19 protein-coding genes are annotated in these 21,485 nt (G+C 43.2%); 1 reads left to right on the top strand and 18 read right to left on the bottom strand.

Annotated elements, in window-relative coordinates:
* Positions 1-16: 16 nt before the first annotated feature.
* The 13 genes from DWW60_RS05780 to DWW60_RS05720 form a co-directional block, all read right to left on the bottom strand.
* Positions 17-1,606 carry an MBOAT family O-acyltransferase gene (locus DWW60_RS05780; RefSeq protein ID WP_117874585.1) on the bottom strand — a complete coding sequence of 530 codons (1,590 nt, stop codon included), beginning with the start codon at positions 1,604-1,606 and terminating at the stop codon, positions 17-19.
* Positions 1,607-1,637: 31 nt separating this feature from the next.
* On the bottom strand, positions 1,638-3,059 hold the full coding sequence (locus DWW60_RS05775; protein ID WP_055273732.1) for an SLC13 family permease: 1,422 nt from the start codon (positions 3,057-3,059) through the stop codon (positions 1,638-1,640).
* 101 nt (positions 3,060-3,160) lie between these two features.
* Positions 3,161-4,558 carry a sensor histidine kinase gene (locus DWW60_RS05770; RefSeq protein ID WP_117874584.1) on the bottom strand — a complete coding sequence of 466 codons (1,398 nt, stop codon included), beginning with the start codon at positions 4,556-4,558 and terminating at the stop codon, positions 3,161-3,163.
* The gene (locus DWW60_RS05765; protein ID WP_015533818.1) at positions 4,552-5,220 is read right to left on the bottom strand and encodes a response regulator transcription factor; all 669 of its coding nucleotides are present in this window, start codon (positions 5,218-5,220) and stop codon (positions 4,552-4,554) included. The genes DWW60_RS05770 and DWW60_RS05765 overlap by 7 nt, the downstream gene beginning before the upstream one ends.
* 160 nt (positions 5,221-5,380) lie before the next feature.
* Positions 5,381-6,607: an ATP-binding protein gene (locus DWW60_RS05760; protein ID WP_117874583.1), complete on the bottom strand. Its 1,227-nt coding sequence runs from the start codon at positions 6,605-6,607 to the stop codon at positions 5,381-5,383.
* Positions 6,608-6,697: 90 nt separating this feature from the next.
* Positions 6,698-8,104: an amidophosphoribosyltransferase gene (locus DWW60_RS05755; RefSeq protein WP_117874582.1), complete on the bottom strand. Its 1,407-nt coding sequence runs from the start codon at positions 8,102-8,104 to the stop codon at positions 6,698-6,700.
* A 73-nt stretch (positions 8,105-8,177) separates the two neighbouring features.
* Positions 8,178-8,438 carry a hypothetical protein gene (locus DWW60_RS05750; RefSeq protein WP_117874581.1) on the bottom strand — a complete coding sequence of 87 codons (261 nt, stop codon included), beginning with the start codon at positions 8,436-8,438 and terminating at the stop codon, positions 8,178-8,180.
* 101 nt (positions 8,439-8,539) lie between these two features.
* Complete coding sequence (locus tag DWW60_RS05745; protein ID WP_117874580.1) at positions 8,540-9,481, bottom strand: DUF3137 domain-containing protein; 942 nt, start codon at positions 9,479-9,481, stop codon at positions 8,540-8,542.
* 148 nt (positions 9,482-9,629) lie between these two features.
* The gene (locus DWW60_RS05740; protein ID WP_243002923.1) at positions 9,630-10,637 is read right to left on the bottom strand and encodes a LacI family DNA-binding transcriptional regulator; all 1,008 of its coding nucleotides are present in this window, start codon (positions 10,635-10,637) and stop codon (positions 9,630-9,632) included.
* A 115-nt stretch (positions 10,638-10,752) separates the two neighbouring features.
* Complete coding sequence (gene malQ / locus DWW60_RS05735) at positions 10,753-12,252, bottom strand: 4-alpha-glucanotransferase (protein WP_117874578.1); 1,500 nt, start codon at positions 12,250-12,252, stop codon at positions 10,753-10,755.
* Between the two features lie 78 nt (positions 12,253-12,330).
* Complete coding sequence (locus DWW60_RS05730) at positions 12,331-13,224, bottom strand: carbohydrate ABC transporter permease (RefSeq protein WP_117550678.1); 894 nt, start codon at positions 13,222-13,224, stop codon at positions 12,331-12,333.
* Positions 13,224-14,066: a carbohydrate ABC transporter permease gene (locus DWW60_RS05725; protein WP_117874577.1), complete on the bottom strand. Its 843-nt coding sequence runs from the start codon at positions 14,064-14,066 to the stop codon at positions 13,224-13,226. The genes DWW60_RS05730 and DWW60_RS05725 overlap by 1 nt, the downstream gene beginning before the upstream one ends.
* A 266-nt stretch (positions 14,067-14,332) precedes the next feature.
* Positions 14,333-15,670 carry an ABC transporter substrate-binding protein gene (locus DWW60_RS05720; protein ID WP_117874576.1) on the bottom strand — a complete coding sequence of 446 codons (1,338 nt, stop codon included), beginning with the start codon at positions 15,668-15,670 and terminating at the stop codon, positions 14,333-14,335.
* A gap of 291 nt (positions 15,671-15,961) precedes the next feature.
* Between DWW60_RS05720 and DWW60_RS05715 the strand changes: the two genes are divergently transcribed.
* Positions 15,962-16,396 carry a cupin domain-containing protein gene (locus tag DWW60_RS05715; RefSeq protein ID WP_238051488.1) on the top strand — a complete coding sequence of 145 codons (435 nt, stop codon included), beginning with the start codon at positions 15,962-15,964 and terminating at the stop codon, positions 16,394-16,396.
* Positions 16,397-16,591: 195 nt separating this feature from the next.
* Here DWW60_RS05715 and DWW60_RS05710 read toward each other — a convergent pair whose 3' ends face one another.
* The 5 genes from DWW60_RS05710 to DWW60_RS05690 form a co-directional block, all read right to left on the bottom strand.
* Positions 16,592-17,125, bottom strand: coding sequence for a hypothetical protein (locus tag DWW60_RS05710; RefSeq protein ID WP_117874575.1), 534 nt, complete (start codon positions 17,123-17,125; stop codon positions 16,592-16,594).
* Between the two features lie 370 nt (positions 17,126-17,495).
* A complete protein-coding gene (locus DWW60_RS05705; RefSeq protein WP_004850188.1) occupies positions 17,496-18,275 on the bottom strand; it encodes an amino acid ABC transporter ATP-binding protein in 780 nt (259 codons plus the stop codon).
* Between the two features lie 187 nt (positions 18,276-18,462).
* Positions 18,463-19,149 (bottom strand): amino acid ABC transporter permease, encoded by a 687-nt coding sequence (locus DWW60_RS05700; RefSeq protein WP_004850185.1) that lies wholly within the window; start codon positions 19,147-19,149, stop codon positions 18,463-18,465.
* A 51-nt stretch (positions 19,150-19,200) separates the two neighbouring features.
* The gene (locus DWW60_RS05695) at positions 19,201-19,998 is read right to left on the bottom strand and encodes a transporter substrate-binding domain-containing protein (RefSeq protein ID WP_015533807.1); all 798 of its coding nucleotides are present in this window, start codon (positions 19,996-19,998) and stop codon (positions 19,201-19,203) included.
* 240 nt (positions 19,999-20,238) lie between these two features.
* The gene (locus DWW60_RS05690) at positions 20,239-21,423 is read right to left on the bottom strand and encodes a cation diffusion facilitator family transporter (protein ID WP_117874574.1); all 1,185 of its coding nucleotides are present in this window, start codon (positions 21,421-21,423) and stop codon (positions 20,239-20,241) included.
* Positions 21,424-21,485 lie beyond the last annotated feature (62 nt).

The raw sequence follows: 21,485 nt of genomic DNA, 5'->3' as shown, positions 1-21,485 counted from the left end.
TCTTTCTCCCTTCTCATCAGAACTGTTCATATATAAATGACGCGCCCGCACCGGAGCCGTATACTCCGCAAATGGCAATGAATGCCAGACCTGCTGCCATGACCAGCCATTTGAATACTATGTTCTGCTTTGCAAGCCATTCTCTGACATCGCCTGTGTTGCCTCTTCTCTCCATGATCTCCTGCGCGATGGACACAGCAAGAAGGAGAAGGCATCCAAATATCAAAACTCTCCACTCTCTTCCTGAAAGTGAAAATTCATCCACAATATTATACACCCTTGAGTGATCAAAAACCATGGAACGGATCATCCAGATCGAGCTTCGGATTCCCTGTCCCATAAATATAAGACGTCCGATGACACAGAGGATGAATGTCCTGAGCATTCTGAATATCTCCCAGCTTATGCAGTCAGTCTTTATCCTGAGCGCCTTTGTAAGCTTTGCCAGCGGTTCCTCAAAAAGTGTCGACATGCATATCAGCACTCCGTGATACAAGCCCCATGCTATATAATTCCACTTTGCGCCGTGCCAGAGACCGGTCAGCACCCACACACACAGGATAGGTATGCTCGCTGCAAATACCTTTCCTATCACATTTCCTAGGTGATCTCTTATCTTGACATTGAGCTTGAGGAACAGCTTTGATGTTGACACCGGGTAGAATACATATTCTCTGAAGAATGCACCCAGTGACAAATGCCATCTTCTCCAGAACTCAGGAAGTGTCTGTGAAAAGTATGGTCTTCTGAAGTTCTCTCCCAGAACGATGCCGAAGCACTCTGAAGTGCCCCTTACTATGTCCATACATCCTGAGAAATCGCAGTATATCTGGATGGAATATGCGATTCCCACTGCCAGGAATATTCCGCCATGATAATCAAATGTATGCCCAAATATCTCTGTTGTAAAAGCTCCTATCCTGTCAGCTATAACGATCTTCTTCACAAATCCCCAAAGCATGAGCCAGACACCTCTCATGATAGTGTCCATATTGAAGCTGTGCTCCTCCCAGAGCTGATGTCCTACTTCCTCATATCTGGCTATAGGTCCCTGGGTAACATGTGGGAAATAAAGCACATATGACAGGTATCTGAAGAAATTCTTCTGCGCTGATATTCGTCCGTTATACAGATCCACGAGATATGAGATCATCATGAATGAGTAAAATGATATTCCCAAAGGTGCTATGAGATTCCAGTCAGGAATGCTCTGCAATCCGTCGTATGGTATGAATCTCTTTATATTGTCGAGCACAAAGCCAAATGCCTTGAACACCGCCAGAACACCGATAACTATGACAAGTGCCCACACAAGGAACTTCTTTCTCTTCGCCTTCTCAGCAGCCTTGATCTTTCGTGCGGTTCTTCTGTCCGCATCCTTTGCCAGCTCCTCCTGCTCGTCCAGACTCTTCTGCAGCCTCAGTGAGAACAGATAAACGACAACAGCCGTGACAATGACCAGAAACAAGTACTCTATCCCGGCATATCCGTAGAACACAAGACTCGCAAGGAGCAGTATCACCCACTGTATCTTCTTTGGAACTATGTAGTATAGCACTATTGTACACAATAAAAAAACTATAAATGTATAAGTTACTACTGACATGTCCTCTCCCTCTTCTACAAGTAAAAATTATTTATACACTGCTAAACGCCGGCCAGTATTTTAACAGCAGCGCACATACTACTGACATGACCGCCAGAACCAGCAGAGTTATCTTCCAGCCCTCTTTGAACATATACTTTGGCGACAGGCCGTATCCAACCGGTATCGCCCTGATGGATGTCGGAAGCATGTATGACAGGTTGACTCCCACAGATGCCACATATATGTACGGTATCGGATTGAGTCCGCAGCCCTGTGTGATGGATATTACCAGCGGCATGGCTACCGCAGCCGTGGCTGTGTTAGATGTCACATCCGACATGAGAAGTGTAACGGCAAGTATCACGAACACTGTGATAAATCCGCCCTTCATATCAAGCTTTGATATACACTCACCAAGTGCCTCTGCAGCACCGGATTTGTTGATGAGTGTTCCGGCGGCAAGTCCACCGGCAAATATATACATAAGTCCCCAGATGATCTTACCCTGAACATTCTTCCACACCATAATACGCTCTCCGTTCTTGTTGGTGAGAAGGAATGATACTATGGCGCATATGATAAATACATACGCCGGCTTGAGTCCCGGAAGTATGCTCTGGTAGAGCTGTCTGGTAAATGCAAGCACCGTGGCAAGAACAAATAACACAAGTGCTATCTTCTCCTCGTAACTCATAGGAGGAAGCTCCTTGTATTTTGCTACAAAGTATTCCCTTGAACCGCCAAGCATCTCTGTCTTCTTCACATCACGGATCATGAACAGGATATTTACAAGCACAAGTATGAGCATGATAGGCAGGAATCTTACGACCCATGAAGAATACATGTACTCCTCGCCTGTTATCTGCTGTATATATTCGACCGTCACAAGATTCATCGCACCTCCGAGCGGCGATGCCAGACCACCGAGTCCGGTTGCATATGCTATCGTGAGAAGTATCTTTGATGCAGTCTTGTTTGTCTTGATGTCGTCCATTCCTATGTACTTGAGCATGGCGATTGCTATAGGTGTGATCGTCGCACATACCACTGCATTTGGAAGCACCGCTGACAAAACTGCTGACAACACAAACCAGAACACAAGCTGTATCCTCAGACTGCTGCCGATAAGTCTCAGGAATGTAATGGCTATCCTCTTGTCAAGCCCGGTATTCTCCCACATCACGCTTATGATGGAAGCTCCCAGAAGAAGCAGTATCGTCTCGTCTGCGTAGTTGGAAATGACCGCCGACATGTCAGTCATCTGAAATATCGCATTTAAGGCTATCGGGAGGAATGCAGTTACCGCATAGTCCACAGGGCCTGTTACCCACCAGTACGCCATCCACATGATGGTTCCTATCGCTGCTCTTGACTCAAATGTCGTGAATACTCCGTGTGGCAAAAGTGCCGTAAACAGCCCGAATAACAATGGGCCGATCAGTAAATGTACTATTCTCTTTCGTTCTTTCATAAATATAGCTCCTATTTTCAATAAAACACTGATTTTAAATTATACACATTTAAGATTAATCTTTCATTAAAAAAATTAATATATATTAAAATCCACAGACATTATTCTGCATTTACCGGGATTTTAAATGTAAACAGGCTTCCTTTTCCGGGCTCACTGTCAACATCCACGATTCCGCCGTAATATCTGGCGATCTGCATTACCTGTGACAGACCCAGGCCAAAACCCTCCGCACTTCTGTCTGGCTCACCTCTGTAAAAACTCTCAAATATCTTTTCCTTTGTGCTCTTATCCATTCCCCGGCCCTCATCCCTGACCGAGATAAAATAGCTGTCATTTTTCACACCGCAGGACACATGGATACTACCTCCATCATTGCTGTACTTCACCGCATTTGACATCAGATTGTTCACGACGATAACTATATGGTTCATATTCGCTTTGACCATCGTCGGCTTCAGGTCGTAGGTAAACTTAAGATTCTTCTTACAGATGTACTCCACATCATCGCACACAGACTCCACCACATCCAGCAGATCTACATCCTCAACCGCTATGACTGCGTTTTCATTGTCCATGACCGACATCTGAAGAAGCTGTTCTATGAGCCCCTTCATACGTGAGGTCTGTCTCTCGAATACCTCTATGCTCTCTAGCATCTCCTCATCGCCATTCTTCTCCGCGATCTCCCTGGAAAGCTGACACTGGGCATGCATGACTGCTACAGGTGTTCTCAGCTCATGGGATACATTTGCATTGAACTCAGCCTGTCTCTCAAGCTCCTGATGGACTTTTCTGTACAGGTTGTTATTCGCATCGGTCAGCATATCAAGCTCTTTGAACGGACCGTCATACTCCAGATTCTCTGTAAAATCAAGATTGTCCACGCTCTTATCTATCGAACGGTTCAGGCTTCCCATTGGAACTGCTATCAGTTTCCTCAAAGCAAATGCATATATCACAAATGCTATCAGCACGATTCCAATAACACAGTATGATTTATATAACAGTTCACTGTAATTGCTCTCTATATCCCTGACGGATACCATGACACAGATCTTGTATTTAGAAGTCTTCTTCAGCGGCTCTTTGTCTGTTCTTCCCTGCCTGACGACCGCAAAATACTTGACCTTCCCTGCATCTATATGCATAAGATCTCTTATGCTTATATCCGGATTATCCGCATATTCCTCAGGCACCTCGCCGTCAAGGATCTCGCCGTCATTTCCCTGAAGGAACACATATATCTGCTCATTACTGTCCGGATCGTCCTCACGGTCGTAAAATCCATCATCTATATGTGGCTTCTTCTGTGAATCATACACTATGTATCGTCTGATCTGGGCTACCTCCTGTGTCAGCTTCTTATAAGCCATCAGGTTCATATCATCCTTCATAAGATTGTTCTGGATGACCAGCAGACAAGATATACCCACCACCAGAATAAGCGCTGTAATTATAATAGTGTATGTTACAAATGATATTTTTCTCTTTAACATTCCAGTTTATAGCCGACACCTCTTATAGTATGGATCAGCTTCTCCTCATAATTATCGTCTATCTTCCTTCTCAGATAACGGATATACACATCTATCACATTTGAATTGACATCGTCATCTATGTTCCAGATGTTCACCCGTATCTGTTCCCTAGTTACTACCACATTTCTGTTTCTGGCTAGGTACTCAAGGATAGCATACTCCCTGACCGTGAGATCAATTACCTTTCCATCCCTGATCGCCTGTCTGTTGTTCATGTCGACCACCAGTGAACCACAGGTTATCACATTCTCATTTACCGGATTCTGGGTTCTCAGCATGACCCTGAGTCTTGCCATAAGCTCCGAGAACTCAAATGGCTTTGTCATATAATCGCTGGCTCCGGCATCCAGTCCCCTGACTATATCCTGTGTCTCCGTCTTGGCCGTGAGGAAAAGCACAGGAACCTGTATCCCCGCATTTCTCATCTCACGCAGGACTGTTATTCCGTCCTTGTTCGGGATCATTATATCCATGATCGCCCCGTCGTAATTCTCCGCTTCCATATAATCAAGTGCCGCCTGTCCGTCATAACAGGCATCCACATTATAGCCCTCTTTGACCAGCTTACTGCATATTATGCTGTTCAGATCCTTCTCATCTTCAACTACAAGTACACGCATACATCCATCCTCCCTGTCATTTTCATCTGTTGGCCACTACAGTATATCGCTGCACGATCGCTGAACAGATATATATTGCCATGCTTTTATGAAAATAACATTAAAAGCCGTCACTTACATCTGCAAAATGTAAATAACGGCTCTCAAATGCTGTTTTTATCTATTCTGTCTTACCGCTCTTCTCATCGTAGGTATCAAGGAAGCTGTGTCGCACGCCTCCCTGCTTGTACTCTATAAGGGTATCGATATTGACATTCTCCACACTCTTGAATATGTTGCCCTCCACAAACGGATTTGTCTTCTTGAGTGTCGCTATAAGCTGCTTGATCTCCTGACGCTTGGACTTCGTCTCCTCATTGTTACATGTTGTGCATGTGTCAGTGAACTTACATGCGCACTGTATGAAATGAAGCTCGTTGTAATCTCTCCACGCTTTGATGTCGTCCTCCCTTACCATATAAAGAGGTCTGATGAGCTCCATGCCCTCAAAGTTGGTGCTGTGGAGCTTCGGCATCATGGTCTGCATCTGCGCTCCGTAGAGCATACCCATGAGTATGGTCTCTATGACATCATCGTAGTGGTGTCCAAGAGCTATCTTGTTACAGCCAAGCTCCTTCGCATAGCTGTACAGATGGCCTCGTCTCATTCTTGCACAGAGATAACACGGCGACTTCTCTACGTTATACACTGAATCAAATATATCCGACTCAAATATCTGGATAGGGATGTTCAGCATCCTAGCATTATCCTCTATGACCTTGCGGTTTGCAGGGCTGTAACCCGGATCCATAACTATGAACTTGAGCTCAAATGGGAACTTGTTGTGCCTTTTCAGCTCCTGAAAACACTTTGCCATGAGGAAGGAATCCTTGCCGCCCGATATACATACGGCTATCCTGTCGCCCTCCTTCACCAGCTCATATCTGTTGATGGCCTTTGTGAAGTTGCACCATATCTTCTTGTGGAACTTCTTGCGGAGGCTCTTCTCAACGTCGGCACATATATCAGTCTGTTCCTGCTTGCCCATGGTGTAGAGCAGCCATGATATATATCCGCCTTTGAGGCTCACCGCATCGTATCCCAGCTCTGTAAGTCCCTCCGCCAGCGGAATGCTGTTGGTTCCGTGGGTGCAGCAGATGATGAGTTTCTTTCCCTTTGAGTTGTCCCCGGGCATATATTTCTCAACCGGGAATATCTCACTGGCTGTCTCCGCCAGATTCTCTGGCATCAGCCTGTCCGTCTGGACTGCCATCGCACCCGGGATGGCTCCGTGGGATATCTCAACTTCATCCCTGATGTCAACTATCAGATATGAATCCTTATCCAGTTCCTGTATCTCTTCTATTGTGATTTCATTTGAAGTTTCTTTTGAGTTTTCTAATGCCATATCCCTGTCACCATTTTTCTTAGTATTACAAATAAGCTATTTTTATATATGATACTGTCTGCTGCATATGGCATCGCCGTCATCCGCAGCTTACTCCTTACCATCCCAGCAGTATGTACAAAGCTTGCACTTCTCAACTCCGCACGCCTCAAGCATATCGTCAAGTCTGTTGAATCTGAGTGATGTGAAATGCAGCTCCTTGCAGATCTCATCAACCATCTTCTCATACTTCTCTGAATCAGGATCTGTGTACTCCTGAAGTACCTCATCTGTCACATTTCCGTTCTCAAGTCTCTCGATAACTCTTCTTGTTATAAGATCCATCTCTGATGATGATCTTGAGAAGTTAAGGTATTTACATCCGTATACAAGTGGTGGACATGCAGGTCTGATGTGCACTTCCTTGGCACCGCTGTCAAACAGATACTCGGTTGTCTCTCTGAGCTGTGTTCCACGCACGATGGAATCGTCTATGAGCAGAAGGCTCTTATCCTTTATAAGATCCTCAACTGCCAGAAGCTTCATCTTGGCTATGAGATTACGCTGGCTCTGTATGGTCGGCATAAATGAACGTGGCCATGTCGGTGTGTACTTGATAAATGGTCTTGAGAAAGGTATTCCAGACTCATTTGCATAGCCGACTGCATGCGCTGTTCCTGAATCCGGAACTCCGGCTACGATATCAGGCTTAACGTTATCTCTCTTTGCCATGCTGGCTCCGCAGTTGTATCTCATCTGCTCTACGCTCATACCCTCGTATGAACTTGCAGGGTAACCATAGTATACCCACAGGAATGTACATATCTTCATGTCCTTGCCCGGCTGCACAAGCGTCACGCAGTTGGACGGTGTGAGTACAACAACCTCACCAGGACCGAGTTCTTTATAGTCATGATAGCCAAGGTTCTTGTAGGCAAAGTTCTCAAATGACGCACAGAATGCACCATCTTTCTTGCCTATGACCACAGGAGTTCTTCCATACATATCCCTGGCTGCATATATTCCATTCTGGTTCATGAGCAGGAGTGACAGAGAACCATCTATCTTCTCCAGCGCATATCTTATTCCATCTATCAGATTATCCTTCTGGTTGATAAGAGCTGCCACCAGCTCTGTGCTGTTGATATCCCCTCCGCTCATCTCAAGGAAATGTGAATGTCCCTGATCAAATATCTCCTTGGATATCTCGTCAACATTGTTGATCTTGCTGACAGTTGTCAGAGCATATGTTCCGTGATGTGAACGCACTATGAGTGGCTGTGGCTCATAATCGGATATACATCCTATTCCAAAATAGCCCTTCATGTTCTGCATATCTTTGTCGAACTTTGTTCTAAATGGAGCATTCTCGATATTGTGTATGGATCTGTCAAATCCCTTATCTCCATACACTGTCATGCCTCCGCGTCTTGTTCCAAGATGTGAATGATAGTCTATTCCAAAGAACAGATCAAACACACAGTCATCTTTTGCCGCTACTCCAAAAAATCCACCCATTGTTTTCCTCCTGAAGTGATAAAAATTTGTCATTTTCGCAAACATATCTATATTAGCATAGTATCGGCGGTGATTACAATACCTTCATCGCCGACTTCACTATCCCCGCAATGAAGATCAGCACAGCCAGTCCGAAAAAGCAAACCTCCATCTCTCTGTACACCTTGTTTGACTTCTTCTCATAGGCCGTTCTCTTTTCCCTAGAGTATAAAAGTTTATACTCGCTACCGATAGAATGTTTCTTTCTGTTTATCTCCTGATTTACCATATAAGAATCCGGCTCACCGCTGTATGGATCGATATATTCCACTGTGGGTTGTGCATATCCCGGCAATTTTGTCCTGCCGGTCAGGGTATCGTATCCTATGATCTTTCCGGTTATTTCCTACATTTAACACATTCTCACTGTATATAAACCTTCTATCATTTAACCAACTACTGAAAAAGATCTGTATTCATACCAAAGACATCAATAACTTTCAAAATATCGGAAAGTTCATCCCTAAATTTCTGACGATACTCCTCCATGTCACCATTATCCCTGCCATTGTTACTAAGTTCAAATAAATCTCTGTCATTCTTTATCGCTACTGCCACCATATTGCCAGCGATCTGTATCTCCATAAATCCTTCAAGTCCCATAAGTCCCTGCATAAGCTGTGGCGTCAATACCCTCAAAGCAAGCTGGCTGTCAGAGGCATATATATCGAACCTGTTATCAAATGACGCGTTGCCCGTCATAAAACTGTTACGTGAATTCTCAGAACCCAATACTCTTGATAATATGCCACTTTTCTTTTCGTTTTTCATTCTTGGACTAATTCTCTCCTGGATCTGTACAAAACCATTAACATTCTTGTGGGAAGTAGCCATTATGAGCTGGCCTTTAAAATTAACAACATTATCGCCAGGAAACTCACCGTCCGGTGAACCCTTTGTTTCCGTTCTGAGTGTGAGATCACTGAATGTAAATTCTACTCCCCTGTATATTCCATGTATAAAGTCAGAACCATCCATATTATTAAATGAAGGAAGAATCGGACAATTATGTAAAAATGCCTCATTTGTATATCCATTTGGCATGTATTCAATCACATGCAAGCGCTCTCCAAGGACACTCCGTACAACATACTGTCCCATGAGTTCCTTGAGGTCTTTAAGTTTATTTGTCTCCATATATGAGAACAGGAAAAATCCGCCTACAAACAAAGCCGGAATCAGCAGCCAAGCAGAGTCTAATTCATAGCCATTTCTAGATACCACCATAAACGCAACAAATGGCGCAAATATTCCTATAAAAGAAACAATCTTAAACACCTTAAGCACTTTACATAGTTTGCGTTTTTCTAATATTTTCGATTCTATATTCTGATCCATCTTCTCATCTCCAAACTGTGATAAATACTCTATACGAATCTCAGCGCCTTACCGAACTTTTATCTCATAAAAAAATCGCCCTATACCGATATATAATATACCAGTATAAGACGAATTCAAACTTAATTAAAAAGATTTTCCCTGAATCCTAGCCGATGCTCTTAACGCTTTCTCCCTCTATCAGGGAATATGGCACTATCTCATGTTCACCATCTGCTGCATAATTTATATGCTTGAGCATGATGTCAACACTTCTCGATGCCATGATCTCTGTATTCTGTTTTATTGTTGTAAGTCTTGGTACACAGTATCCTGCCAGCTCTATTCCATCAAATCCAGTAACTGACAGCTCCTCCGGAATATGTTTGCCCAGATCAGCAGCCGCTCTCATGACGCCGATCGCTATCGTATCACTGAGAGCCATGATTGCTGTAACCTCCGGCTGTTCCTCCAAGAGACGCTTCGTGGCCTCATAACCTGCCTTCATAGAATACCTGCACGGAATATATGTAAACTCCGCCCGGTCATCATGCTGCCACTCATCTATAGCCCTCTTGCAGCCTTCATATCTATTGAAACTTATCTGTTTCTCGGACACTTGCCCTCCTATGACTCCGATGCGCCTGTGGCCTTTTTCAAGAAGATACCTTGTCATATCGTATGTCGCTGCCGTGTCATCTATCGTTATGGAGGATATGTTGTCATTTGCAAGAATCTCTCCGCCGGTCGTGATTATGACTCCCGGGATCTCAAACTCTTTCACACGCTCATCAAAAAGTGCAAGATTGGCACCCAAAAACATGATTCCCTTCGGATTCACGCTATGAGTGAGTTTGATGGCATACTCGATCTCGTCACCATCCTCGTCTATGTACTCCACTATGACATCCTCATCATATCCAGCAAGCAGGTTCTGTATCCGCTCTACTATATCCGCAAACAACATATTCTGGTTTCCTTTTATGATGACAACCACCGCCGATTTCGCTGACATTTTGAGGAGCTTTGCGTTGACGTTCGGCTCAAAGCCGTTTTCCTCTATAACCCTGAGTATCTTCTCTCTGGCTGCATCGCTGACTCCGGTCTGATTGTTGATCACCCTGGACACGGTTCCGATACCATAACCTGATATACGTGCAATATCCTTTATTGTCATAAGCTGTATCCCACTTTTCTCTTTTATTCCCAATAATTATATTATCCCAATATGTGGAGGTCAAGAAAATACTCTACTTATCATTTCCCGGTAAATATTTTTAGAGAGTACTTTTTCACATCTTGCTTCTCCCGGTCATCAGTGTAAGTCTGCCTATTTCCTCTGCAAGATCATCATCCGTATCGTCGGATATCATGCGCCACCTCCAGTTATCGCCAACTGTGGATGGCTTATTCATCCTCGATTTATTGTCTAGCCCCAAATAATCCTGCATCGGTATAATACAAAGATCTGCAATACTTCTCATAGCAAGCGTGATAAATGGGACATTGATCAGACGGTCCGGTGTATAATGAGCTGCCATATAATCCCTTGCCATGTCTCTGGATCTCTGATCTATACTGCTCCACCAGCCAATAAGGGTCTCATTGTCATGGGTTCCCGTATATACAACACAATTTCGTATGTAATTATGTGGAAGATAATCAGATGCCGCCCCGGTGTCTCTCACATCAAAGGCAAACTCCACAACCTTCATTCCCGGAAATCCGGAATCATGCACAAGCTTTCTGACCGAATCAGTCACAAAACCAAGATCCTCGGCAATGACATCTCTCTTACCCAGAGCCTTTTCTATATTCCTAAACAGATCCATCCCAGGGCCCTTTTTCCACTTGCCATTCACAGCTGTTTCCTCACCATATGGAATGGCATAATATTCATCAAAGCCTCTGAAATGATCAATCCGGACTACATCATAAAGTTTATAGCTATGTCTCATTCTGGCTATCCACCAGCTGTAACCGGTCTGCCTGTTCAGCTCCCAGTCATATATTGGGTTTCCCCACAGCTGTCCGGTCTCCGAAAACCCATCAGGCGGGCATCCGGCAACCTCGTATGGTCGCCTGTCCTCATCAAGCCTGAAAAGCTCCGGGTGTGCCCATACATCTGCGCTGTCCATAGCTACATAGATTGGGATATCTCCTATGATCCTTATATGGTTCTTGTTGGCATAGCTCTTTAGTGCATTCCACTGAGTATAAAACAAATACTGCATGTACTGCTGAAAATGTATCTCATCCGCAAGCTTAATCTGCATCTGCTGCACCGCATCAGGCTGCCTGTTTCTTATATCCTGCGGCCACTCTGTCCACGGAATTCCACCAAGCGAATCCTTTACAGCCATAAATAGTGAATAATCATATATCCACTCTTTGTTCTCATCCATGAACATGGAAAACTCCATGCTGTCAGTCATTTTCCATCTCTCATATGATTTTCTCAGGATTGGATATCTTCCTTCATATATTGTTCTATAATCCACATATCTGCCATCGTCGCCCCAGTCTATCTCTCTGCACTCGCGGTCTGTGAGCAGTCCCTGATCCACAAGTGTATCAAGATCTATAAAATATGGATTTCCAGCAAATGTCGAAAATGACTGATACGGCGAATCCCCATACCCGGTGGGACCCATGGGAAGTATCTGCCAGTAACTCTGGTGTGCAGACCTAAGCCAGTCAACGAAACGATATGCCTCTTTTGAGAAGCTGCCAATTCCATACTTTGACGGGAGGCTTGATATAGCAAGCAGTATTCCTGCTGATCTTTCCATCTGAAATCTCTCCTTTTAACCAATTTCAGGCGGCTGCGAATCTCACAACCGCCTGTTTTTTATAATAATATTATATTACTATCCCTTTACAGCACCAGCTGCAACACCCTTGATGATGTACTTCTGTGCACAGAGGTAGAATACAACAACCGGAATGATAGCCATAACAAGGCACGCCATGATCGCTCCCATATCTACTCTTCCGTAGCTGCCCTTCATATACTGGACAACTATAGATATCGTCTTGTATTTCTTGATGTCGAGTACCAAATATGGCAGAAGGAAATCATTCCATATCCACATAGCCTCAAGTATTCCTACAGATATGTAAGTAGGTTTCATGATAGGGATAACAACCCTGAAAAATGTCTTGAGCGGCGTACATCCATCTATCATCGCAGCCTCCTCGACCTCCAAAGGAATGGACTTGATAAATCCGCAGAACATGAATACTGCAAGACCTGTTCCAAATCCAAGATACACGATCACGATTCCCCATGGAGTATTAAGGTGAAGTGCATCCGCAGTTCCAGCCAGAGTAAACATAACCATCTGGAAAGGTATTACCATAGAGAACACGCAGAGCAGATATATGATCTTTGTCGCTATATTCTTGACTCTGGTTATATACCAAGCTGTCATAGAGCAGAACAGCAGAATTGCCACTACTGAGAGAACCGTTATCACAACTGTCCAGCCCACTGCCTTAATGAAATCATACTGTGTTATAGCCGTTTTATAATTGTCCAAGCCTATGTAGCTGTGCTCATTTGGCAGTTCAAATGTCTCCAGACTGATAAACGTCTTGGCTTTCAGCGAGTTTATAATTACGATTATTATCGGTGAAACAAATATTATGGAAATAATGGTAAAGAATAAAGTAGCCAGAATTCCCGTCAACGTTGGTTTTTCTTTCACTCTGTATACAGGCTTTTTATCCGCTGTATTTGCTGTTTTCTGTATCTTCGCCATTACTGCTGCACCTCCTTTGATCTTGTAATCTTAAGCTGTATGAGTCCTATCGCTACTACCAGTATGAAGAATACGACTGCCTTGGCCTGACCTACTCCCTCATATCCTACTCTTCCATAAAACGTCTCATATATATTGAGCGCTAGCATCTCTGTCTTATGGAGTGGCTCGCCTCCTGTGAGTGCCAGGTTCTGGTCAAACAGTTTGAATGAGTTGGTTATTGTGAGGAATGTACATATAGTTATGGATGGCATCATGTTCGGGATCGTAACCCTGAAAAGTCTCTGTGTTCTATTTGCACCATCAATCATGGCTGCTTCCTGAATGTCTTCAGGAATTGCCTGAAGTCCTGCAATATAAACGATCATCATATATCCTATCTGCTGCCAGCACACCAGTATAACCAATCCCCAGAAACCGAGGACTTCATTGAGCTTCAGGGCTGTATCAAACTTTGAGAATATGGCATCGAATATAAGCTGCCATACATATCCAAGTACGATACCACCTATAAGATTCGGCATAAAGAATACCGTTCTGAATATATTAGTTCCTTTGATCTTCTGTGTAAGTGCCAGTGCCACAAGAAATGCAAGAACATTTATAAGCACAAGTGTGACAATCGCAAATAATGTTGTAAACTTAAATGCATCCGGGAATGTTGAGTCCTTGAATGCGTCTATATAATTCTGAAATCCTACAAATTCAGCGTCCCTTATGGTCGTGAACTTACAGAAGGACAGATATATTCCCTCGGCAAATGGCACGATAAATCCTATTAGAAACGCAGCCATTGTCGGTATCAGAAACACCGGCCAATATCTTTTTATCGTTTTCTCCATAATTTTTTTGATAACCTCCACTCTGTTGCATATCAATTTTCTTTCCAATATCTTCTGAGTCTAAAAATGGATATGTAGACATATTTGCATATGAATACATATCCATCTCTAGTCTGACACCTCTGGGTATGAGCTGCCTTTGCAAAGCTGTTAGCCTTCCTGGTGTCCTGCAGCTTGCAGAACTTTATTCATATTTTAAGTTGGTTTTATTTTGTGATGTTTTTTTATTTTTGGGTTGTGTACTATTGTTTATTTGTTAATATGTTTTATTTTGACTTTGCTGCAGCAGCCTCTTTAGCCCATCCATCTACAAATGCGCTCTTTACAAGATCCCAGTTGGCATCTGTCTGATCTGCCGCATATGCTGTAAGTGCTGATCCAAGGTCGTTCTTCCACTGCTCTGATGGCATTGTTGTGAAGTTCCAGCTTACAGGTGTCTTGCCCTCTGCTACATACTCATTTGCGATGTTTACAAGAAGGTTTGTTGACTCAAGGTTCTTCTTGAATGGTGTTACAAATCCCATTCCATCGGCTCCTGATGGCATAGCGCCCTTTGAACCACAGATTGCCTTAAGTGCGGTGTCATTTGTAGCACACCACTCCATGAAGTCAAGAGTTGCCTGGATATCTTCCTCTGAAGCCTTAGCATTTACACACCAGTAATTCTCACTTCCTGTACAGAGTCCCTGATTCTCCTCACCATCTGCTCCTATATAGATAGGGAGCATTCCGAGGTTGTCATCGCCAAGTGATGATACATCTGCGTATGCCCATGTACCATTCTGATAAAATACTGCCTGTCCTGAAACAAACTCTGCAACCGCATCATCACCAGTCTTTGTGCTGAGCTGCTTTGGATCGGTTGTTGAGTTGTTGATGTACAGATCCCATACATTTTTGTAATTATCAAGATATGTACCCTTGATCGCATCTGTAGTATCGATTCCATCAGCCTTGTATTCATAGTAGATTGGAAGATTTGCAAGATGTGTCTTGAATCTCCAGTCTGATGAGCCATCCATTCCAGCTGATGTGAATGCTGAGAATCCTAATTTGTCTGAATTGGCTGTTATATCCTCTGCCACCTTCTTGAGGTCTGCAAATGAATTGATATCATCCTCTGTGTATCCAGCTTTGCTTAAAAGCTCTTTGTTGTAAATGATTCCGTATGACTCTATAACATATCCGATTCCTGCGACCTTATCGCCATCCTTAAGTGCAAAGTCCTCAGAAGTGAGTTCTTTATACACCTGTGATGATCCAAGATCATAACAATAGTCCTTCCAGGAAGCAAGACCAACCGGTCCATTTACCTGGAACAGGGTAGGTGATTCTGACTTACCCATCTCACTCTTAAGAGTAGTCTCATACTGACCAGAAGCCGCTGTAACTACCGTCACATCAACGCCAGTCTCTTCTGTGTACACCTTAGCAAGCTCCTGCCACTGTGCATCCTGCTCCGGTTTGAAATTCAGATAATATACAGAGCCCTTTGCATCTGCCTTCTTTCCTGCTCCATCTGAATCTCCTGAGCCACATCCTGTCAACATGGTACCTGCCATCATAAGTGACAGTCCAAGTGCCGCAATACCTTTCTTGTTCATATTGGTTCCTCCCATAAAATAATAAAAATTTTTCCTTCAGTCATCTCTTATACGAGCTGCTTAATGGTTACTTTGTTTTTTCGGAAACGTTTTTGGAACCGTTTCCATTTGATATATCTTATATTAGTTGTTTATGTACAAAATGTCAATACTATTTTCAATTTTTTTATCACTTTTTGCATTTTTTCACATAGCTCACAATCCAGGTTACATAAAAATGTATAATTTTTGTCATATTCTATCCTTTCTGAATACTATAAATAGAACTATTAAATCTGAAAGGACTATCCTATGAAATGCAACAACCATTGTTCTCCGAACAGACCTGACTGTCGTGACAACATCTGCACTATAGACCTCCGGGATAAAGCGTTACAGAACCACAATTACCGCGAAACCGTGTGGACCGGCTGTTTCATGCAGATGACAGTCATGTGTATACCTGCCTGCTCAGACGTAGGTTTGGAAATCCATGATAATACCGATCAGATCATCCGGATCGAACAGGGACAGTGTTCAGTCAGAATGGGCTGCTGCCCAAACGAACTGTGCTTCCGTCAGAATCTTTGTGCAGGAGAATGCGTCTGTATACCAGCCGGCACATGGCACAACATCATCAACATTGGCAATAATCCACTGAAACTCTCATCCATATACGCCCCACCACATCATCCCAGGGGAGAGACACAGACCACCAAAGCCAGGGCTATGGGAATGGATTGCTAGTATCTTTTCCTGCGACATGAAGTAGATGCCACTATAGAATCAAATAAAAAAGACACCAAATTCTGCCTGCCCGTCTGATATTGGGCAAGCGGCATTTAGTGTCTTTGCTGCTTCTACTATACTTTATTGTTTTCTCTGTGTCATCACTGCATTGGAAAAACTGTATCACATTTCAATCATGAGATCACATTTCTCCTACTCATTCTCATCCTCTTCCTCTTCATACCAATCGTCCTCATATCCATCTTCCACATAGTCTATGTCATATTCATCGGCTTTGTCTGCTTCTTCATCGCTCAGTTTAGCATATATTCTTCCATCGTCCCAATCATCTGGCATATAGAGATGCGGCTCATTGTCCCCCCACTTATATGAATGCATCACCTTAACGTCAGACAGATCCAGGACGGACTCCATCAATATTGACTTCATATAGTTCTTCACTGTTTCCGGCGCAAGATTGACAAATTCCACTATCGGGTATCTCTGAAAACGGATAGCATTGGTCGATGTCCCATACCCTGAATTCTCAAAGCTGGCATTTACCGGTCTTTCATTTACACTGAGTGATATATTTGTAACAGTGCATACCTCTCGTTTATCAAAAACATATATTTTACCCTCGCTGGTCAGTACCTGTACACGACCATCATTTATTCTGACCTTATCAATACTTCCTGTTTCTCTTTTTGTTTTTTCTACACCTGTTGTTTTTCTTGTTAATGGCATAATGTTCTCCTCCTGTAAAACAAATTTTTAATGTCATGCTTTGTATTCCGTACGGTATATCCAATAGTACACACTGACCTTTTTTTACTCAACGTCTGGGTAGATTTTTTTATCCCTCTGGGTAGACCTCCGATATGTCATTTTCTTGTTTTTTTGTGCATGGGGTAGATGGCATCCCTATCTGCCATGCCTATGTTTCTTATTTCATTTATATATGGGGGAGAATTGCTGCCTTGTTTCTTATTATTGTTTTGTAAATTTTGTATAGTATAGTTTCAGACGGTTTTTCAGATTTTTAGTGATTATTTTTTATATAAACAGAAAATCCCGGTGCATCATTTTTTCGATACACCGGGATCTTATACATCTTTTATGAATATGATGAAAGAAATTGTTTTGTCCTCTCCATCTTCGGATTGTCAAATACCTGGTCAGGTCTTCCCTGCTCAAGTATATATCCATCATCCATGAATATGACCTGACTTGCAACATCCTTTGCAAATGCCATCTCATGGGTAACAATTATCATGGTTGTCTTTTTGTCTGCAAGGTTTCTGAGAACCTTAAGTACCTCTCCTGTGAGCTCCGGATCAAGAGCCGATGTAGGCTCATCGAAACACAGGATGTCCGGCTGCAACGCAAGCGCCCTTGCTATGGCAACTCGCTGACACTGTCCTCCGGAAAGCTGGTGAGGATAGTTGTTCATTCTGTCCTCAAGTCCCATCTGGCGTAGAAGTTCCTCTGCCTGGACTCTTATCTCGTCGAGTATATTCTTCTTATTTACTTTGAAATCCGGTCTCTCCTTTGCAAGAAGCTCTCTTGCAAGCATTACGTTCTGAAGCGCAGTGTACTGTGGAAAGAGATTAAATGACTGGAACACAAGTCCAAAATGCAGTCTCTTCTTGCGCACCTCCGACTCCTTGAGTGTCTCCGGCTTGTCAGTGTCAAGCAGGATTTCATCATTTACACGGATAACTCCATTGTCCGGCATCTCCAGAAAGTTCAGACAGCGAAGAAGTGTTGTCTTTCCACTTCCTGATGATCCTATGATAGAAAGGACCTCGCCCTGCTCCAGAGAAAAGCTTATATCCTTGAGCACATCTGTCTTGCCAAACTTCTTTTTTATATGTTCAACCTCTAATATAGCCATAGCTGCTCCTCCTATTAATCTGTATCGCCCCTCTGCTCCGCAGCGGGGCAGATCGTCGGAGCCGATTCCGAGTATGAACTGCGTTCATTGCGGCTCCTCCTATTAATCTGTATCGCCCCTCTGCTCCGCAGTGGGGCAGGTCGTCGGAGCCGATTCCGAGTATGAACTGCGTTCATAGCGGCTCCTCCTATCTAAAGAAATCAAGTTTCTTCTCTAATTTGCCAAGTAAAACTGTGAGTACGCCATTCCATATCAGATAGTAGAATGCGCAGAAGAAGAGTGGCCATATCGCACCAGAGATTCCCTGTGAACCCTTCATGAATGCCTGTCCTGCCCAGATTATCTCCTGAAGTGCGATGATACGGGCAAGGGACGTATCCTTGACCAGAGTTATGATCTCGTTGGACATCGCCGGAACTATCTTCTTTATCATCTGCAAAAGCTTGACCTTGAAGAATATCTGCTTTGGAGTCATGCCAAGCACAAGTCCGGCCTCCTCCTGTCCTACAGGAATACCCTGAATACCTCCACGGTAAATCTCTGAGAAATAGCAGGCATAGTTCACTATGAATGACACCGATGCCGCTACAAATCTTCCGCCTTCGCCGCCGCCCCATACCGGGTTGTGGAATACAAGTCCCGGGAAATAATATATGATGAGCAGCTGTATCATAAGTGGTGTACCTCTCACTATCCATACAATGAACTTCATAAGATAGCTGAGCGGTTTAAACTTTGACATGGAACCGAGTGCTATGAGAAGTCCAAGTGGAAATGCACCGAGCAATGTCACGAAGAACAATTTTAATGTCTGTATAAATCCTGTATTAAGAGCTCCAAGTACGACCGGGAGCTGTTCAAAAAACAAATCCATAATAATTTTTCTCTCTAAGTGATGGTAAAAATACTAATTATATCTTATCTATTACTTTGCAAGTGCAGCCTGTACCTTATATGTCTCAGCACACTTCTCCATTGAACCGTCAGCCTTACTGTCTGCAAAGAACTTGTTGAGCTCAGCTACAAGATCTGAGTCCTTTCTGAAGCCAACGCCATACTCCTCGCTGTTGAGACCTACGGTATATGTGAGCTTGTCATAACCTGTTCCCTCACCAACCATAGCTGCTGCCATAAGCGAATCAATGATTGCTGCATCTGATGTTCCAGCTGCAACTTCCATGAGTGCATCTGCCTGTGCCTTTACCGCTGTATAGTTGAGACCAAGCGCCTTGGCCTGATCCTCGCCTGCGCTTCCTGCCTCTACAGCAAATGTAAGCTCCTTGATGCTGTCTACTGTCTGATACTTGTCTGCCTTATCATTTGGCACGATAACTACCTGAGCATTGTTGCAGTATGCATCTGAACATGCCATTGAGCTTGTAACCTCATCTGTAAGTGTCATACCATTCCATACACAGTCGATGGTCTTGCCGTCAAGCTCCATGATCTTGTTATCCCAGTCTATCTCTACGAACTCTGCCTTTACGCCAAGGCTCTCTGCAAATGCTGATGCCATATCTGCGTCAAATCCGATCCAGTTGCCTGACTCATCCTTGTAATCCATCGGTGCGAAGTCTGTAACGCCGACAACGAGAGTTCCCTTATCCTTTACATACTCCAGATCACTCTTTGACTCACTCTTAGATCCGTTATCAGATCCGCCACATCCAACCAGTGAAAGTCCCATTGCTGCCACTAAGAGCAGTGATAATAACTTTTTCATACTTCTTTCCTCCTGAAATATCCTTAAATATACTTGGCAGATGCATGAAACACACTACACCGGGCATCTGCATGATATATAAGCCCTATTAGGGCATAACACGGTAACATAGTAACAGTTTATCATGGTAAAGTCAAACCTAAGATTGAGGAAATGCCTGTAAATGTATTATGTATTATGTAATAATAATAACCACAGAAGGTCTTACTATTCTGTGGTCAGGATGCTCACCATCTGGAATTATTTTACATATGCTCTATCAATATGTATCACACAATAGTAATTTTTATTGTACTCACTAACTTTTTCCTTGATATAGGATATTATCTGTTCTTCTGACATTTGATATCCATGTGGCAAAACCACATCAAAAATCAGATTGGAATGTGTTGAACCCTTTACCATTCTAAAGTCGTGAAACTGAACATTTTCATTTTTTCTGCTATCCTTATTAAGTGATTCTATAATTTCAGTGATCCGCGCTTTCGCAGCATTTGTCTCCTCATCGTCATCTACTATCGGGTCCATGTGAATGACAGGCTCACAATTTAGTTCTTTTCTGAGAGAGAATTCTATCTGATCGATCAGATCATGCAGTTCAAGAATATCTTCCTTATAAGGAACTTCTGCGTGCAAGCTGACCATAAGTCTGCCAGGTCCATAATCATGGACCACAAGATCATGAATACCAAGGATCCTTTTATCACACCTCACGATCTTCTCGATCTCGTCCACAAGCTCTGGTTCCGGTGCCTGACCAAGCAAGGGGCTGACCGTATCCTTCATTGCAGTGATGCCAGCTATGAGTATCATTACGCCCACCAATAACCCGCAATATCCATCTATAGGTATTTTCCAGAAATGAGCAGCAAGTGCAGATGCAAGAACAACCATTGTGGAAAATGTATCAGATAAACTGTCTTTCGCCGTCGCTATCATGGTCGCACTCTCTATCTTTCTGCCTATACTCCTGTTGTAGAAATACATATATATCTTTACTCCAATTGAAACAACGAGTATAACGGCAACTAGACTGCTGAATTTTGGAAGTTCCGGATGTAGGATCTTTCCGATTGAATCTTTAATAAGCTCGTAGGCCATCAATATGATCATGACTGCTACAAATAAGCCTGATATATACTCTATTCTTCCATGTCCAAACGGATGATCCGGGTCCGGTTTTCTGCCAGATAACTTAAAGCCTATCATAGATATAAACGAGCTTCCTGCATCTGATAAATTGTTGAACGCATCCGCCGTAATCGAGATGGCACCCGAAAGTAATCCAGCGAAGAATTTTCCCAGAAACAATAATACATTCAAAAATATACCAACAGCTCCGCAAAGAACACCATATTTCTCCCTCACCTTGCTATCCTTATAATTATCTGATTTGATCCACAGCTTCGACAATAATGTCACCATATCTTTTGTTCCTCCTAATCTGAATCTCAAAAGTTCTGAAAAAAAGAACCCACAAAAGCGTT

The organism is Coprococcus sp. AF16-22 (genome assembly GCF_003461545.1).
GTDB lineage: Bacteria > Bacillota > Clostridia > Lachnospirales > Lachnospiraceae > Coprococcus > Coprococcus aceti.
The sequence above is the reverse complement of the archived record's forward strand: the minus strand, read 5'-3'. Positions and strand labels throughout refer to the sequence as shown.